Below are 13,551 nucleotides of genomic sequence, written 5' to 3'. Positions count from 1 at the left end.
AGCCGCGATGAATCTGAAAAGAAAATCTAGCAGGCACTCCGGATTTGCCTTATTGGAAGTTCTGATCGCGGTGGTAGTACTGGCTTTTGGCATGCTGGGCATCGCCGGACTGTTGCTAACCGCGCATAAGGCCAACAGCTCGAGCTACATCAAGCAGCAGGCAGTACAGTCCGCCTATGACGTCATCGATCGTGTCCGCGCCAACAGTCAGACCGCTATCAACGGTGGCTATGCGGTCAACAACATCACGACTGGCGGCACACCGGTCATCCCGGCGGCGGCATCGCCGGATTGCAGTACGACTGCGTGCAGCGCCACCCAGCTGGCCGCATACGACGTCTGGTACTGGCTAGCCAAAGACCTGGCGCAACTGCCGAGCGGCAGCGGTTCGATTGTGACCGGCGCGGCGCCGACCGGCAACAACACCCTGGTGACCATCGTCGTACAGTGGGACGACAGTCCGGCACAAGGCAAGCTCGGCGCCGCCAGCCAGACACAGGCATCCAAATCCAATCTTGCACAATTCACTGTGCAGACATTGCTATGAACAGGGCGAACCATCGTTGCCGCGGCTTCTCATTGGTAGAGCTGATGGTGGCTATGGCTATCGGCTTGTTCGTGAGCGGGGCGGTGATCAGCGTGTATCTGGTACAAGCGCAGATGTACAAGTCGAGCGCATCGCAGGTCGCAATTCAAAATGCGGAAAACGCCATTGCTGCACTTGTAACGCCGGTCATACGCTCAGCCGGCTTTAACGGCTGCTCCTCGGTGACACAGTCTTTATCGAATCTGAACGCAGGAGGCCCGCCGCCATTGGGCACGATCGCCACCAAGGCCAGTCTGCTGTCCGGATATGACGCTGCGGGAACCGCAGGCAGCGGCAGTGCATTGAGCATCGCACAAGACAACAGCGCCAACGATGTCAGTGCCGGCGACTGGTCACCTGCACTGGATTCCACGCTGACCGGTAATGTCGAAACCGGCAGCGACGTGCTTGTCTTACTTGGCGCAGCGCCCGACACCGGCCCCATCGGCGTGACCGCGATCGCCGTCGGCAGCAACACGATGACCTTGCAAAGTGCCGCGGGCCTTGGTGCAGGTCAGATCGGGATAATTTCAGACTGCCTGAAAGCGAGCATCTTTCAAATCACAGCGGTCTCCGCGAACACCATCACGCATGCCACCGGCAGTGGCGCGATGACCAACAGCAGTGCTGCGCTGGCGGTTAATTATGCCGCTGGTTCCCAATTTGTCCCGCTTCAACAAACCGCATTTTATGTTGCCCATGGAGTGGGCGACCAAAGCGCGCTGATGCGGGCAGTCTATAGCAACGGCGCATGGGCCGCACAGCCGCTGGTGCCTGGGGTGGAAACAATGCAAGTACTCTACGGGATTGGCGCGAATGGCATCGTCACTCAATATGTCGCCGCCGGCGCAGTAAGCGACTGGACCAAGGTTTACGCTATCCGCCTCGGCTTCCTGGTCCAGGGGCTGCTGGGGTCGGGCACCACCAGCAATACTGCCTCCAGGCAGTTCTCAGTGCTTGGCACCACCGTCACAGTCCCCGCGGACGGGCGTTTGCGACATGTCTATGAACTGAGCATCAACTTGAGGAATGCGGTATGAGCGCTCGTCCATCGCCACTCCTGCCGGCGCCCGCCCAGCGCGGCGCGGTGCTGCTGATCACGATCATGCTGATGTTGACGCTGACTGTGCTCGGGCTCGGCCTGGTGTCTCTGAACAGCACGCAGACCAGGATTGCTACCAACAGCGGCGATGTGCAGATTGCATTTCAGACCGCGGAAGGCGCTCTCAACCAGGCACAGAGCAATATTCTGGCGGGCAATTATCCGGCCAACAGCTTCCTGGCGAACAACAACGGCCTTTATGTTTTCAATCCTGCGGGTGTGGCTCTATGGAATAGCGTCAACTGGGCCGGCAGCAGTGCGGTCATCCAGAGCTTCCAGGGCGGATCGAAGACGCCGGCTGCCTACATTATCGAGCTGCTGCCGTCAGTCATTCTTCCCGGGCAAAGCTTGAAGAAAGCCACCTGGGTATTCCGCATCACCGCGCGCGCGGTCGGCCCCAGTGGCGGCGCCCCGGTGATGTTGCAAAGCACCGTACAGATTCAACAGTAGCCACAAGGATGCCAGGGGCCGAATGATGACGCGCCAAAGAAGAACCGGAATCGGATTCGCCGGCCTGGCGGCAGTTGCCGCGCTGCTGGCGGCATTGACGCATTTTCTGCTCCCAGCTAACGCCGGCTCGAGCGTGATCCTGCCGATTTCCCAGGTGCCGCTCACCGTTTCGTCGCCGGTACATCCTCAGGTACTGATCGCCATGGGCAACTCGGAATCGATGGACGGCACCCTGAGCGGCGCCATCATGATCGGTTCGGGCAGCCTGGCCAGCGGCCTGACCTCGCTCACCGGTTCCAGTTCCCCCTCGACCTATGCGGTGCCTGCGGGATTTACGCCGCCGCTGCAGGCTGCCGACGTCCTGGGAAACGCGCCTTATACCGTGACGCAAAGCGGCAATCTTGCCGACAACGGCGCAAGCCGCCTGAACATCGCCAAAGCAGGCATCCAGGCGATCATTCAAGCCTACATGCAAAATACCGATTTTGCACTTGCCACCTACAGCACCAGCGGCACCAGTCTCTATACGACCTGGGTCTACTACATGTCTCCCGCCGCAAGCGGCTTTGCATTCACGAGTACGCAGAGCAGCGGCAATCGATATGTCGCCAATCCATGCCTGGGCTACCTGACAGCGTCATCCACCGTCAACAGCAATTGCAATGCGATTGCCAAATCCGGTTTGTATACGGCGACCGCGGTGTCGACCTCGCTGTATATGCAGATAGGCGCATCGAGCGACGATGCCAACATCAACGACGTCCTGTATTCCGGTTCCCAGGCAAGCATTTATATCAACTACGGCAAGGTAACGCCAAGTACGCCCTACCCGCCTAATTATTCACTGGCAAACTACAATAGCGGCACCATCAATATCTCGTATGCCAGCAGCGTACCGTCCGCCAACCAGTCGACCGGACCGACCAACGCCGGATTCGTGCCGTACTCGCCGCAGGTGATGTATGCGCAGCGGGGGTTCGGCTACGGCGGCAGCCAGTCGGCTACCAATGGCAATGTCCTGGTGACGATGACGACTGCCGGCACGGTGCCGACTACCAGTTCCATCAGCACCGCCGTCAATAAATTCGTACCCTACCTGGCGCCGGAAACCAACAGTCTGCAAACCAGCGAAATCAAGGCCGTGGCTGGGCAGGCGCCGACCGCAGGGCTGCTGGCCAAGGCGCAGAGTTATCTGGCGTCGGTGGCAAGCTCCGGCAGCGGCTGTACGCCAAAACAATATGTAGTCCTGATTTCCGACGGCCTTCCTACCCAGGACTTGAACGGCGCCTCCTGGCCACCGCTAGGCAGCGCCGCGGCCCTGGGCTATGGCTTGACCGCCACCTTCAACGCCGACGGCTCTTTAGGTACGACCAACGACCAGGCCTTGACGGATACGATCGCCAATCTCGCCAAACTAAAGAGCGCCGGCATCAATACCTACGTCATCGGCCTCGGCGCGGGCGTCGATCCGACCGTCAATCCGCAGGCCGCGGCTACCTTGCAGGCAATGGCAATTGCCGGCGGCACCGGCAGCTATTACCCGGCCAGCAGCCCAAGTGCGCTGGTCAGCGACCTCAACAATATTCTTATTTCAGTGCAGAGCGGCTCGTTGTCGACGACCGCGGCGGCCGTGAATTCGACCACTTTACAGAATGGCAGCGTTGAATATCAATCAAATTTCACGTCGAGTGACACACCATACCAGGACTGGACCGGCAATCTGATCGAAAAAGCGCTTAACCCGGCGACCGGCGTGCCCACCGGCGCGGCGCTGTGGTCGGCACAATCGCTCCTGGATACCAAGGCATCCGCCGGCGGCTGGTCAAGCAGCCGTCTCATCGCCACCTGGAATCCGACACTCAATAATGGCAGCGGGGGCGGAGCGCCGTTTCAATGGGCCAGCTTGAGCACGGCGCAGCAAGGCTTGCTGCAGCCTGCCGACACACAGGGCCAGAACCGGCTCGCCTATTTGCGCGGCAATAGCGCGTTGGAACAGCACAACGGCGGCAGCTTCCGCAACCGTTCCCATATTCTCGGCGATATCGTCGATAGCCAACCGGCCTATGTCGGCGCACCCTCGGCTCCTTATTTTTCGGCGAGTTATCTCACTTTCAAGCAAGCCCAGGTCAGCCGCCAGCCCATGCTGTATGGCGGCGCCAACGACGGCATGCTGCACGCCTTCAATGCAGCGACCGGGGCCGAGCAGTTTGCTTTCGTGCCGAACGGTGTCTTCGCCAACCTGCAAGCACTGAGCAACCCGCTATACAACCAGAACCATCTTTTCTTTGTAGACGGATCGCCGCAAATCGGCGACGTTCAATTTGCCGACGGCACATGGCACACGCTGCTGGTCGGTGGCGAAGCCGCCGGCGGGAAAACCGTCTACGCCATGGATGTAAGCAATCCCCAATCTCTCACGTCCGAATCGGCGCTGGCCAGCGCAACCCTGTGGGAATTTAGCGAGGCTGACATGGGCCTGGGTTACAGCGAGCCGCAGATTGCCCCCGTCACCACCGGAACCGGCTTTGCGGTCTTCTTCGGCAACGGCTACAACAGCCCCAATAACAAGGCCGTGCTGTACGCACTCAATCCGAAAACCGGGCAGACCGTCAGCAAAATCGACCTGTGCGCGACGGTCAGCAACACCACCTCGGCCAACGCCTGCAACAGTAGCCTGCCGCAAGGCTTATCAACTGTGGCGATAGGCAACTCGGACGGCCTCCAGGGACAGGCTATCACGCAGATCTATGCCGGCGACCTGCAAGGAAATCTCTGGGCGGTCGACGTCGGCAACGCCGATACGACCAAGTGGGTAGTGCGTCTTCTGTTCCAGGCACGCGACGCCAGCGGCAATGTCCAGGCTATCACCACAGCGCCGCTGGTCACGCTGCATCCAAACTATCCGCGCCTGCAAGGGCAGATCGTCATGTTCGGCACCGGCCAGCTGTTGACCTCGACCGATCTGAGCAGCCAGCAAAAACAGACTGTATACGGCATTTGGGATAAACCGGGGAATACCAGTGTGCCGGCGCGCGGCAATTTGCAATCGCAAACGCTCGCCTTGGTTACCGCCGCATCCTCCGGCTTGCCGCAGGACGTGCTGACCGATACCAGCAATGCAATCGACTGGAGCAAGCAGTTCGGCTGGTACGATGATCTTCTTGTCGCAGGACAGCGCATCGTCACTGCGCCGCAGCTGCTCAACGGTGCATTCCTGGCGACCTTGAATACGCCGCCGGCTGCCAACTCTTGCAACGCCGGCTTCACCTCAATGCTTCTTGAATTGAATTTCCAGACCGGCGGCGCGTTCATCCAGCCTCAACTCGACGTCAACGGCAATGGCGTCATCAATGCCAAGGACGTTGTGAACGGTAGCAATCCTGTCGGCGTTGGACTGGGAACCGGCTTCTCCAGCGCGCCGACGCCCATCGGCCCCAACAAGCAAAATCAGATTGTAAAACTGATTACCCAGTCGGGCGGGCAGCAAGTGTCCATTATCGATCCTAACAGCACGCCACGGCGCCTGACCTGGTGGCAACTTCAATAAGGCCGATACCATGCAAACATTTCGCTTTACTACGCGTCCTGCTGGCGGTTTCACGCTGATTGAACTGATGATAGTCGTAGCGATCGTAGGCATCCTTGCCGCCGTCGCCTATCCGTCGTTCCAGTCTTACGTCCTGCACTCTCGCCGAGCAGATGCCTTGACGGCATTGTCGCAAGACCAGGTGATCGTCGAGCGTTGCTACGCCCAGAATTTTTCCTATAGCCAGGCTTGCGCAGCACTCCCGACGTTTCCTCTAGCCTCTCCGCAGGGCTTTTATTCCGTTGCCCTATCCAACCTGACGGCAACGACCTATACGCTCAGCGCTACCTCCATTGGATCACAAACTAAAGATACCAAATGTGCCTCCCTGACCGTCGACCAGGCGAACCAGAAATCCGCACAAGATAGCAGTGGCAATGCACAGACCGTCTGCTGGAACCCCTAGGAGGCAATCCATGGTGAGGCAATCGCTTATCTCTTTCGTATTTAGCACGATGCTTACCGGCCAGCTGTATGCCGCGGATCCAGGAATTTCCGACACTGAAATACGCCTGGGCATGGTTAACGCGCAATCCGGGGCGGCCGCCGGGCTGGGCCAAGGCATGCGGGTTGGCGCCATGGCGGTTTTCAACGATGTCAACAGCAACGGCGGGATTCACGGGCGGCAGATAAATTTGCTGGTGGATGACGACGCCTACGATCCCAACAAGGCAATCGATGCAACATTGAAAATGACCGAGGAAATGAATGTCTTTGCCTTGTTCGGGTATGTAGGAACGCCAACCGCGAACGCCGTCCTGCCTATTATCAAGGACACGAAAATACCTCTCGTGGGGATATTCAGCGGAGCGATGCTTTTACGAAAGCCAGTCATTCCGGAAGTGTTCAATCTGCGCGCCAGCTACGGAGACGAAACGGAAATTCTGGTCGATCATTTCATCAAGGATAAAGGCGCCAAACGCTTTGCAGTCTTTTATCAGGACGACGGATTCGGCCTGGCGGTGCTGGCCGGAACAGAACAGGCATTAAAACGGCGCAACATCGAAGTTGTCGCCAAAGCGACTTTCCAGCGCGGTACGATCGCAATCCAGGCCGGGCTCGCCACCTTAATCGATAGCAAGCCTGACGTCGTGATCATGGCTGGTCCTTATACGCCGCTGTCGGCATTTATCAAAGATGCGAAGAGAGAGGGATTGAATGCCAATCTGGCGACCGTGTCTTTCGTCGGAACAGACAATCTGGTGAAGCTATTGGGAGTCGACGGCGACGGCGTCGTCATATCGCAAGTAGTCCCGTTTCCAGAAAATCGCGGCTTGCCGCTCGCTAGAGAATGCGCAACCTTGATCGAAAAATATACCCCAGGGGAAAAGCTCGGATTTGTTAATTTCGAAGGATGCATTGCCGCCAGGGCCATGGCAATCGCCCTGGAAAGAACCGGCTCTGGATTGACGCGCTTGGGACTGATCCACGCTCTCGAATCGATCAAGGGGCTGGATATCGGCGGCATGCAACTTAATCTCGGGCCGGACAATCATCAAGCCTCGAACTCGGTTTTCTTGACCAGAATATCGCAAGGAAAAATAACCTCGGTTGAGACCATTCCGAAATAACACATGCGATGTCCAACCTGACAGAGAAGTTACGCGTTAAAAAAACGAGGTTTTCGTGAAAATCAAAACGAAACTGATGGCGAGCACCGGATTGCTGTTATTGGGAGTGATGGCGATCTCCGTGACAAGTCTCGTCGCTTTAACCGGTGTTTCTTCAAGCGTGTACAGGCTGACCGATGAATCAATACCATTGCAATTGAAGACAAGCGAGCTGCAGCGCACAATCGAAAAAACGTCAGCCAATTTTTTTAAGCTCGGCATGTCGACAGATCGTCAGCAACAAGCGCAATCTTCTGCAGAAATCAACGGCAATATCAAATCGATCGAGGCCATCACGCGCGACATCCAGAAACTGGATAGGCAAGGCATGGAGATCAATCCTGTCTTGTATAAGGACATGCAGAACAAGATGAATTTTGCGGTCAGCGACCGTTTAAGGGATACCGAAATATTCAGAGACGAGGCGCGCAACGTTAAAGGCACGTTAATAAATATAGAGCAATCGATAAGCACCGTTAAGACCAGCATTGACTCGCTGAATATCCAGGCAGAAAAAGTGGTCGCCGCGGCACAGCAGGAAAATCTTTCCTCGAACCAGATTATCAAAGAATTTAGCGGTATCAGGCTGCAGGTGAAAGACTTGATCATCATCGTGGGCGAGCTTGAAACCGTAAAGAACCGCTATCGGCTCACTCCCCTGGTGGAGCGCATGAAAGCTGCGGAAAATGCGATCAAGAATATTTCTTACGCCCAGGATGAGACGACAAAAATCAAGGAAATAGGCAATTCCGTTTCTGCATTGGTTGAGCGCGTTCTCAACAACAAAAGCGGATTGATTGCCTTGCGCGCCAAAGTATTCACGAACATCGGCGCGGAGACCGATTATTTTTCAGAAAAGAAAAACATCATCCAGGAATTGGAGTCCGTTGACGCAAAGATATCCGAGGCCATCGACCCGATTGAAATGCAGCTCGTCCGTGACCGCCACGAACTTGAAGCCGCCAATGCATTCTTGCAGCAAGCGACACGTGTGAAAGACACTGGAAACGCGATCACCATCGATGTCAACGAGCTCAATAGCGCAATTGGGGGAGTGATCCTGAGTGAATCGGAGAGCGAATTCAAAGCGAGCGTAGCCATTGCAAGAACCGAAGCCAAAGAGTTGCAGGAGAGTGATTCTTTGTTCAGAAAGGGGCTGCTGGACACGCAGAAAAAAAAATATATTACCGATGCAAATGCCGTCAGCCGGCTTATCCGGATACTCAATGAGGGATCTGAAAGAATCATCACCGCAAAGGCGCGCGTGCTTGCAAGCGACGTTGCGCTACGCGAAATCGTCGAGCAGGTAAATGTCGTTTCGCGGGAAAAAGTGGCTTACAGCGACTTGCAAGTGGAAAAAATCGGCAAGCAGCAGCAAGGCGTGGTGTCGAATGTTCAAGGTTCGGTAAATGCGTCGTTTATCGTCATCATGGTAGCGACGTTATTGCTGGGTTTCGGCGGCATCGCTATCAATACGAAAATCGGAGCCTCGATCGTTCGTCCGCTTTCCCGTTTATCCACCACTATCGAACGCATAAGAGGCGGCAAGGATCTCTCTTTGCGGGTGCTCGAACACGGTTCGGACGAAATCGGAATACTGATCAACGGCTTTAACAGCATGCTTGAGAATATCCACCAGCGTGATACCCAGCTCAAGCTCGCGACTGCGGAAGCACAGGCCGGCAGTCGCGCGAAGTCGGAATTTCTTGCCAAGATGAGCCACGAAATCCGCACCCCCATGAACGGCGTGCTAGGCATGACCGAATTATTGTTGCGCACCGAGTTAAGCGCCAAGCAACAACGTTTCGTCAACTCGGTGTACCGCTCCGGCGAATCTCTTCTGACGGTGATTGACGACATCCTGGATTTTTCAAAGATCGAAGCCGGCAAGCTGACATTGGAACAAAACGAATTCAATTTGCGGCAGACGATTGACGATGTCATTGTCTTGCTTGCTCACAGCGCTCATCGCAAGGACCTCGATCTCATTTGCCATATGGCAGAGAATCTACCGCGGAATGTCCGAGGCGACTCGGTGCGCTTGCGACAAGTCGTTACGAATCTGATAAACAATGCGATCAAGTTCACCGACCAGGGAAAAGTAGTGCTGGACGTGCGCTGCGACGGCCAGGATCTGGTTTGTTTTACGATATCTGATACGGGCATAGGCATAGCGCCGGAGGTCGCAGCGAATCTGTTTCAACCTTTCCAGCAAGCGGACAGTTCAATTTCACGTAAATATGGCGGTACCGGGCTAGGCCTGGTCATCACCAAGCAGCTCGTCGAAATGATGGGCGGGACAATCGAATTGAAGAGTTCGCCAGGTCAAGGGGCGATTTTTTCGTTCACCTTGCATTTTGAGCGACTAGCCGAGACGGCCGCCACCCATGCTTCTGCCATACGGACATCTCTGGCCGGAGTGAAAATACTGATCGTCGACGACAATCCGACCGACCGCAGCATTCTTCTGGAGCATGCGGGCGAATGGAAGATGGACGCCGTAAGCGCCTCGAGTGGTGCAGAGGCGTTGCAACAGTTGCGCGCCGCCGTAGCCCATGACGCGCACTTTGATGTCGCCATCATCGACGTCTGCATGCCGGTCATGGACGGCGCTGCTCTCGTACAAACGGTCAAAGCCGATACTTCCCTCGCCCAGCTGAAAATCATCATGCTGACTTCGTTCGACACTGTCGACGACATCAATCTTGCCCGCAAGTTGGGAGTCGAATATTGCTTCAATAAACCTGTGCGCGGAACCGATCTTTACGACGGCATCGTCACAGCGATGGCAGGAAATGCGCCAAATGCCGTGCGCCACACGCTGGCGGTGATCACTCCGTCATGCGCTCCTGCCGACAGTTCAGCTTCCCATCCCCCTATGGCGGTTAAAATTTTACTGGCGGAGGACAACACGATCAATCAGGAAATCGCCGCAGCAATGCTTGAGGATACCGAGTACCACGTCGCCATCGCTGAAAACGGTCATGCGGTGCTGTCCATGCTTGCTACCGGCGATTTCGATGTTATTTTGATGGATTGCCAAATGCCGGAAATGGACGGCTTCCAGGCCACGCGAGTGCTGCGACGCCAGGAGCAGCTCACCGGCTGTCCGCGCATACCCGTCATCGCGCTTACCGCGAATGCAATTGGCGGCGACAGAGAACGCTGCCTGGAAGCCGGCATGGACGACTATATCTCGAAACCGTTTCGTCGCGACATATTGTTAAAGACGCTCGCACGCTGGACCCAAGCCGCAACAATCACGCCAAGCCCTGTGTCAATTGCAGACGAGACGCCGACCACGCCGACCACGATAGAAACCGCCAGCATCGACCCGAAAGCGCTGCAGGCCTTGCGTTCCTTGCAAAGACCTGGACGTCCTGATGTGCTAACCCGGGTTGTCGATCTGTTTATTCTGGATGCGCCGCGCTTGCTTGCCGCAATGCGCAAGGCGGTCGCGGAAAATGATGCCGAGGCTTTGCGGCATGCGGCCCATACGCTGAAATCAACAAGTGCAAATGTCGGCGCCGTGGTGCTCGCCGCGAGCTGCCGTGAAATCGAACAACTGGCGCGCTCCGCGAATGTCGCGGCAACCGTCACACCATTAAATGACGCAGTGGAAGAACTTGATCGCGTCCTTGTAGCGCTTGCTCTGGAAAGGGTTGCCGCATGAACCAAGAAACCAAAGAGCTTACCCTGGTGCTCGTCGTCGACGACGACGCGATGACCCGTATGCTTGTCGTGGAGGCGCTCGAACCGGAGGGTTTCAGGGTGGCGGAAGCGGCCAGCGGCATCGAAGGCATCGAGATGTTCCGGCGACTCCAGCCTGACATCATGCTGTTAGACGTCAGCATGCCTGAAATGGACGGATTCGAATGCTGCAAGCGCATCCGTGAATTACCCGAGGGCAGGCGCATACCGATTGTCGTCCTCACCGGAAACGACGATGACGAGTCGATTACCCAAGCATTTGAAGCCGGCGCTACTGACTTTCTTTCCAAGCCTATGCGCTGGAAGCTGCTGCCACATCGGGTGCGCTACTTGTTGCGGGCAAGCGAGGCGTTGCAGGATCTGGCTCGCAGCGAGGCCAGTCTCACGTATGCTCAGGGATTAGCCCATGTGGGGAACTGGGAATATAACCCGGAAAGCGCTGACGGTTACTGGTCTCCGGAAGTCTATCGAATTCTGGGACTCGACGAGAATAACACTCCGCCCCGTTTCGAATCGCTGCTGCAAGCGGCGCCCAACGATGAGCAACCCAAGTTGATTTATTGCTTCATGAATCTACGCACTGAGGGCATCAGCTATAGCCTTGAGCACCGTATCACGCGCCCCGACGGGGACGAGCGAATTGTTCTCCAGCAGGCGGAAACGTTGCGCGAGCAAGGCCGGATCCTGGTGCTACGAGGCACTTTGCAAGACATCACCGAACGCAAGATGCACGAGGCAAGGATCGAATACCTGGCCAACCACGACGCGCTTACCGACCTGCCCAACCGCAACTTGTTGAGCGACCGCATTACGCAGTCAATCGCTCATGCCAACCGTAGCGGCCAGCATATGGCCGTGATGTTTCTCGACCTGGATAGATTCAAATTCATCAATGATAATTTCGGCCACCCCGCGGGAGACAGTTTGCTGAATGCTGTTGCGACCAGGCTTAAAGCGGCGACGCGCGAAGAGGACACCGTAGCACGGCTGGGAGGAGATGAGTTCGTCATCATGCTGCCGGCTTTCAGCTCTCCCGACAATACAGAGACTGCGGTGCGCAGAGTGCTAGAGGCATTTTCCGCTCCCTTCTCTGTCGGCGATCACGAACTGCATATCACGACCAGTATTGGGGTGAGCATTTATCCGGAAGATGGCGGCAATAGCGAGACCTTGCTCAAAACGGCCGATGCCGCCCTATACAGTGCGAAAGAAAAGGGCAGGAATTGCTCCCAGCTCTATACCCGTGAGATGGGCGTCCAGGTGGAGGAACAGGCAGAGCTCGAAAATGCACTGCGCCAGGCGGTCCTGCAGCATGAATTCGAGCTCCACTATCAACCCAAGGTCGATCTCAAAAGCCGCCGGGTCAACGGTGTCGAAGCGCTGCTGCGCTGGCGTCGTCCGGGAGTTGGCTTGATCCCTCCGGATAGCTTCATTCCCTTGGCGGAAGAAACCGGATTGATCGTACCGATAGGCGAGTGGGTATTGAGAACGGCTTGCGTCCAGGCCAAAGCCTGGCAAGCCGCGGGGCATCTTGAGCTCAGCATGGCAGTCAACGTATCGGCGCGCCAGTTCCGGCAGCAAAATGTTGTCGAGCTGGTGCGCAGCGCGCTGCTTGAGAGCGGCCTCGCCGCCGAATACCTGGAACTGGAGCTGACGGAAAGCGTGCTCATGCGAGATCGGGAAACCGCAGTGAAAACCCTGCGCAGTCTCAAAGAGATAGGTGTAATTTTAACGCTGGACGATTTCGGCACCGGATATTCGAGTCTCTCCTATCTCAAGGAATTTCCCTTCGACGTAGTGAAGATCGATAAGTCCTTCATCTCCGATGTGACGAATAGCGTCGATGGCGCGTCGCTCACCAAATCCATCATTGCCATGGCCGAGTCTCTTCATATGACGACAGTTGCCGAAGGAGTCGAGACGGAAGGTCAATTGGGATTTTTAAGCAATAACCGCTGCGACACCATGCAAGGCTACTATTTCAGCCGGCCATTGCCGATAGACGAAATGGATGCGCTGCTTGGCGCAGGAACGCATTTGCCGGGTGACAACCGCCCCGGCGATCCGTTCAAGCGCACTCTGCTGCTGGTCTGCAACGATGAAGAAACGCTGGCCTCCCTCAATCGTCTTTTACTACCGGACGGCTATCAGATCTTCAGTAGCAGCAGTCCGCTTGAAGCCTTGGAACTGCTGGCGATCCATCCTGTCGGCGTCATCGTATCTGACCTGGGCAAGCCGGAAATACCGGTAATCGATCCCTTAAGCCGCGTCAAGGGACTGTATCCGCATATAGTCCGCATCATGCTTTCCGGCTATTCCGAAATACAGCTGGCGACTGGCGAAATCAATGAAGCAACCGTTTATAAATTCCTGACAAAGCCGTGGGATGACCGGCTGCTGCGGCAGCATGTGGGAGAGTCGTTTCGTCGCTTCGAAGCACGCACAAGAGGTAAAAATCCGGCGCAGGAAATCAAGCCTGTCAATGCGCCTGTTTTGAAATAGGAAA

Annotated in this window: 8 protein-coding genes; all 8 read left to right on the top strand. The window is 56.3% G+C overall.

Going from position 1 to position 13,551, the window contains the following annotated elements:
* The first annotated feature begins 7 nt into the window (after positions 1–7).
* Genes pilV through BCF11_RS28545 form a run of 8 tightly spaced genes read left to right on the top strand, consistent with a single transcriptional unit; the run spans position 8 to position 13,547 of the window.
* Positions 8–547, top strand: a complete 540-nt coding sequence (gene pilV / locus BCF11_RS22230; RefSeq protein ID WP_098496670.1) for a type IV pilus modification protein PilV — start codon at positions 8–10, stop codon at positions 545–547.
* Positions 544–1,626 (top strand): PilW family protein, encoded by a 1,083-nt coding sequence (locus tag BCF11_RS22225; protein WP_098496669.1) that lies wholly within the window; start codon positions 544–546, stop codon positions 1,624–1,626. The genes pilV and BCF11_RS22225 overlap by 4 nt, the downstream gene beginning before the upstream one ends.
* The gene (locus BCF11_RS22220; protein WP_098496668.1) at positions 1,623–2,138 is read left to right on the top strand and encodes a PilX N-terminal domain-containing pilus assembly protein; all 516 of its coding nucleotides are present in this window, start codon (positions 1,623–1,625) and stop codon (positions 2,136–2,138) included. Before BCF11_RS22225 ends, BCF11_RS22220 begins: the two co-directional genes overlap by 4 nt.
* Positions 2,139–2,160: 22 nt before the next feature.
* Positions 2,161–5,685 carry a pilus assembly protein gene (locus BCF11_RS22215; protein WP_233212593.1) on the top strand — a complete coding sequence of 1,175 codons (3,525 nt, stop codon included), beginning with the start codon at positions 2,161–2,163 and terminating at the stop codon, positions 5,683–5,685.
* Positions 5,686–5,695: 10 nt separating this feature from the next.
* Complete coding sequence (locus BCF11_RS22210; RefSeq protein WP_098496667.1) at positions 5,696–6,130, top strand: type IV pilin protein; 435 nt, start codon at positions 5,696–5,698, stop codon at positions 6,128–6,130.
* A gap of 10 nt (positions 6,131–6,140) precedes the next feature.
* Positions 6,141–7,295: an ABC transporter substrate-binding protein gene (locus BCF11_RS22205; protein ID WP_233212592.1), complete on the top strand. Its 1,155-nt coding sequence runs from the start codon at positions 6,141–6,143 to the stop codon at positions 7,293–7,295.
* Between the two features lie 55 nt (positions 7,296–7,350).
* A complete protein-coding gene (locus BCF11_RS22200) occupies positions 7,351–11,007 on the top strand; it encodes a response regulator (RefSeq protein ID WP_143751410.1) in 3,657 nt (1,218 codons plus the stop codon).
* Positions 11,004–13,547 carry an EAL domain-containing protein gene (locus tag BCF11_RS28545; RefSeq protein ID WP_098496664.1) on the top strand — a complete coding sequence of 848 codons (2,544 nt, stop codon included), beginning with the start codon at positions 11,004–11,006 and terminating at the stop codon, positions 13,545–13,547. Before BCF11_RS22200 ends, BCF11_RS28545 begins: the two co-directional genes overlap by 4 nt.
* Positions 13,548–13,551: the final 4 nt, after the last annotated feature.

Origin of the sequence: Collimonas sp. PA-H2 (genome assembly GCF_002564105.1) — a bacterium.
GTDB lineage: Bacteria > Pseudomonadota > Gammaproteobacteria > Burkholderiales > Burkholderiaceae_D > Collimonas.
This window is presented reverse-complemented; position numbering and strand designations above follow the sequence as displayed.

Coding starts and splice junctions, on each gene's coding strand:
- BCF11_RS22220 (WP_098496668.1), top strand. CDS start 1,623: ATGAGCGCTCGTCCATCGCCACTCCTGCCGGCGCCCGCCCAGCGCGGC.
- BCF11_RS28545 (WP_098496664.1), top strand. CDS start 11,004: ATGAACCAAGAAACCAAAGAGCTTACCCTGGTGCTCGTCGTCGACGAC.
- BCF11_RS22205 (WP_233212592.1), top strand. CDS start 6,141: ATGGTGAGGCAATCGCTTATCTCTTTCGTATTTAGCACGATGCTTACC.
- BCF11_RS22215 (WP_233212593.1), top strand. CDS start 2,161: ATGATGACGCGCCAAAGAAGAACCGGAATCGGATTCGCCGGCCTGGCG.
- BCF11_RS22225 (WP_098496669.1), top strand. CDS start 544: ATGAACAGGGCGAACCATCGTTGCCGCGGCTTCTCATTGGTAGAGCTG.
- pilV (WP_098496670.1), top strand. CDS start 8: ATGAATCTGAAAAGAAAATCTAGCAGGCACTCCGGATTTGCCTTATTG.
- BCF11_RS22210 (WP_098496667.1), top strand. CDS start 5,696: ATGCAAACATTTCGCTTTACTACGCGTCCTGCTGGCGGTTTCACGCTG.